General features: G+C 48.3%; 1 protein-coding gene. It reads left to right on the top strand.

Annotation, left to right across the window (positions count from 1 at the left end):
* Positions 1-669: 669 nt before the first annotated feature.
* Positions 670-3186, top strand: a complete 2517-nt coding sequence (locus E5S67_RS31300) for a sensor histidine kinase (RefSeq protein WP_172193280.1) — start codon at positions 670-672, stop codon at positions 3184-3186.
* Positions 3187-3921 lie beyond the last annotated feature (735 nt).

Raw genomic sequence — 3921 nt, 5'->3', positions numbered from 1 at the left:
CTCCTGACATTTTTTTGACCTCTATTTGGCTAGTCAATTGCAAAATGCACTTCTACTAACTGTAGCACTATTTTATGAAATTGGTATTAGATATTGCAACAGCCAAAGGGAAATAGAGAATAAAAAAAAAATTGCTGTAAATTATCTGCTTTCACTGTATTGAATCAAAAGACTTGAAGCATCAATTAATTGGTTGAAGATCCAGTTAAAATCACTTCTGCCTGCACTTATAGTCAGAAACCGAGTTTCTTGCCTTGGGCTTACCTGAAAGCTGAGATTTTGTGTCGCTGTTATCGGTTGCTTGGGTATTATTGACAAGGGTGCAAGATGTTAGGTTAAATCGACTTGCGATCGCCCGACACTAAAAGACGCCGGCTGTCCCTCGGTAATAAATTTTTAACAAAACCCCAAATTTACAAACCAAATGCTTAGTTATTACAGATATATTGGCAAAAAACGGCTACCCCCGAAATTTATGCGCAGATTCGATCGCACAGCAAAAAAAAACCGAACCTTCAACGGCGCCACAAAAAGTTAGTTCAAAAGGTTCTCCCCCTACCTACCACCCATGACCTACCATCACTTAATAGAAACATTTTCTCTACCCTGTGCCCGTCCCGTGCCACCTACTGAAACCCCAACAACCGTCAACCTTTTCCCCAAACGACCATGCAGACAAAGTTCCTTAACGCCATCAGAGGACATTCCTGGCGGTACTTCCTCGCAGTAGGTGCGATCGCCCTGACCTACTATGGGGCGTCGCAATTCGCCGTTTCCACCCTCACCCTCAGTTCAGAAATTTACCCGATGTGGCCAGCAGCAGGAATTGCCCAAGTCGCCCTGCTACTGTTCGGGCGGCAACTGTGGCCGGGAATCGCGATCGGAGGCTTCCTGTTCAGCATGAACGTACCGTCGGCCAACATCGGCATGGCATTGATCTCGGCAGGCGCCAGAACCCTGCAAGCGTGGACGGGAACTTATCTACTGCAGCGCATTAACTTTAGCGCACGGCTCGATCGGCTCAAAGACGTTTTAGGAATAGTCGGACTAGCAGCCTTAGCATCTACCCTGATCAACTCCACCATTGGCAGCATTGTCATATGCCTGAGCAGTTTATCTAGCTGCAGCAATTTTGGCACGATTTGGGCGACTTGGTGGGTGGGAGACGCTATGGGAATTTTGCTCGTCGCCCCGCTGCTGCTGACGTGGCAACAATTCCCCAAAGTCTCCACCCATCGCAAAAAAAAGATAGCTGAACGAGCGATTTGGCTGCTGCTGCTGCTAGCAGTCGGCTGGCTCGTCTTCTGCTCGCGCACCCGCGCCGCCTACGCCCGCTATCCCCTCGAATACTTACCATTTCCCCTAGTAGTTTGGGCTGCCTTTCGATTCGGCCAGCGCTACACGGCCCTCTCCAACTTCATCCTCTGCGGCTTCGCCATCTGGGGCATAGCCCGAAGCAGCGGCCCCTTTTTCAAACACGCCAGCAGCATCCCCCAAGCACTGTTATCCCTGCAAGCCTTCATCGCCGTCATCGCCGTCACCGGCTTAGTCTTAGCCGCCACCGTCGCCGAACGCAACCAAGCAGAATCTTCGCTGCGCGCCAGCGAAGCCAGCCTCGCTAACGCCCAGCGCATCGCCCAACTAGGCAACTGGGACTTAGACCGCAACACCCAGCAATTGCGGTGGTCAGAGGAAATTTATCGCATCCTGGGAGAGCGACCGGGAACTTTTGAACCCAGCCTTGAAGCCTTCTTGGAATACGTGCACCCCGAAGACAGAGAATTAGTCAAAACCTCGATCGAAGCAGCTTTATTTCAGCAACAGCCTTACAGCATCGACTACAGGCTCGTACTCCCCGACGGCAGCAACCGCACAGTCTACGAACAAGCCGCCGTCAACTTCCTCTACATCACCAGCACCGTCCAAGACATCACAGACAGAAAGCGGGCAGAAGCCGCGCTGCGTTCTTCAGAAGAAAGATTTTCCAAAACTTTTCACGCCTCCCCAGTCGGTATCAGCATCTGCACCCTCACAGACGGATGCTTCCTCGATGCCAACGAAAGCTTTTTGCGCTCATTAGGCTGGCTGCGGCACGAATTTATCGGCCGCACCGCCAGCGAGTTAAAAATCTTGGTCAATTCAGAAGACGGGCGGCGGCTAGCCCAGATTTTGCAAGCACAAAATTCGATCAGCAACCAAGAAATCAAAATTCGCACCAAAGCCGGCGAAGTGCGCGACTGGCTGCTGTCAGTGGAACTCATCGACCTCGCCAGCACTCAGTGCGTTTTAATCATGACCAGCGACATCACCGAACGCTTGCGTTCCGAAGATTTCCGCCGGGCCGCATTAGCTGCGGAAGCTGCAAATCGCTCGAAAACCATTTTTCTCGCCAACATGAGTCACGAACTCAGAACCCCCCTCAACGCTATCATCGGCTACAGCGAGATCCTGCAAGAAGACGCCCGAGACCTCGGTGCCGAAGAGTTCATCGACGACCTCCAGAGAATTAACACGGCCGGCCAGCACTTGCTAGTGCTAATTAAAGATATTCTCGACTTGACGAAAATTGAAGCAGGCCGCATCGACTTGCACCTGGAAACCTTCACCATTGTAAATCTGGTTGAAGAAGTAGTCGCCACGATCGCGCCGATGGCAGACAAAAATAGCAATATCCTAGAAATACAATGCCCCGAGGATATTGGCTCGATGCAGACCGACTTGACTAAACTCCGGCAGTCTCTGCTCAACCTCCTCAGCAATGCCGCGAAATTTACTTGCTCCGGGGCGATTACCTTCGCTGTTACCCGCTCCGTCGAAACCCCCGCCGAGGCTGCAAAGAGAGGCAAAAGACTTGGAGCGTATAGAGGAGATGGCCAACCTGAAAATAGCTTGTCTCTCTTATCTTCCGCTCAAGATTGGATCGTTTTTACAGTCACAGATACCGGCATAGGCATGAGTCCCGAACAGTTAGCCAGAATCTTCGATCCTTTCACGCAAGCCGATTCCTCAACTACTAAGAAGTACGGCGGTACTGGTTTGGGGCTGACGATTACTAAGAAATTCTGCGAAATGATGGGCGGAGACATTACCGCATTCAGCGAGTTGGATAAAGGTTCTACTTTTATAATTCGGCTGCCAGCTATTTTCACCGACCTTTCGATATCAACCGCAAGCTCTGATAAATAATATTTGTTTTAACAGTTATTTTCAATTGCTACTAAATTTATTAGCCTCCGTACTTGGCTGATTCTTTCGCTAGCAGGTATGGAGATTTTGAACATATAGCAGAAGCAAGAAGGAAGACTGAATTTGCAATATCAGAGTTCATTTTTTAGCAATAATTAAGAATGTGCTAACCGTCGGGCGCGGTTGCTATAATTTATCACATCGAGCGACTCATTTTTATTAATCTTATTCTTAAAAACAGGTATAATATCATGTTTTACTCTGTAACAATAATTAAGTTCGCAGTAAGTAACAAAGTCCTGATAGAGTTTCTGCTGGCATCGGAATAATCAGAGTGCAGTGCGATCGCCCTGCTCGCACGCTCGGTATCATTCCTATCTAACCGGATGTGATATTGCTCCCTCCAGAAACCCGGTTTCTTCACCTAAGTCGGGCCGTCAAAAAAGCGAGTTTTGGCAGAAACCGGGTTTTTCAGCGTAAGTTAACTTGATAAAATACCATTTTTGAGTGTGCGGCCGACATTCAGAACATGGGTTTGGTGACAATCGAAAAATTTTTGATACTATTATAGAAAGCGTCCATAGGGTAAAAACGTTCTTAATTGCTAAAACCCTTGCTTTTATTGCTTCTTCCTTCTTTTTATCCTGAGGAATGAAAATTTAATAACTTTAGCGTCTGCTAAATAGTCGGAACTGCACGATAATTCCATTTGGGTAGATAGTCATCAAAAATAAT

Origin of the sequence: Microcoleus asticus IPMA8 (assembly GCF_013179805.1) — a bacterium.
GTDB lineage: Bacteria > Cyanobacteriota > Cyanobacteriia > Cyanobacteriales > Microcoleaceae > Microcoleus > Microcoleus asticus.
The sequence above is the reverse complement of the archived record's forward strand: the minus strand, read 5'-3'. Positions and strand labels throughout refer to the sequence as shown.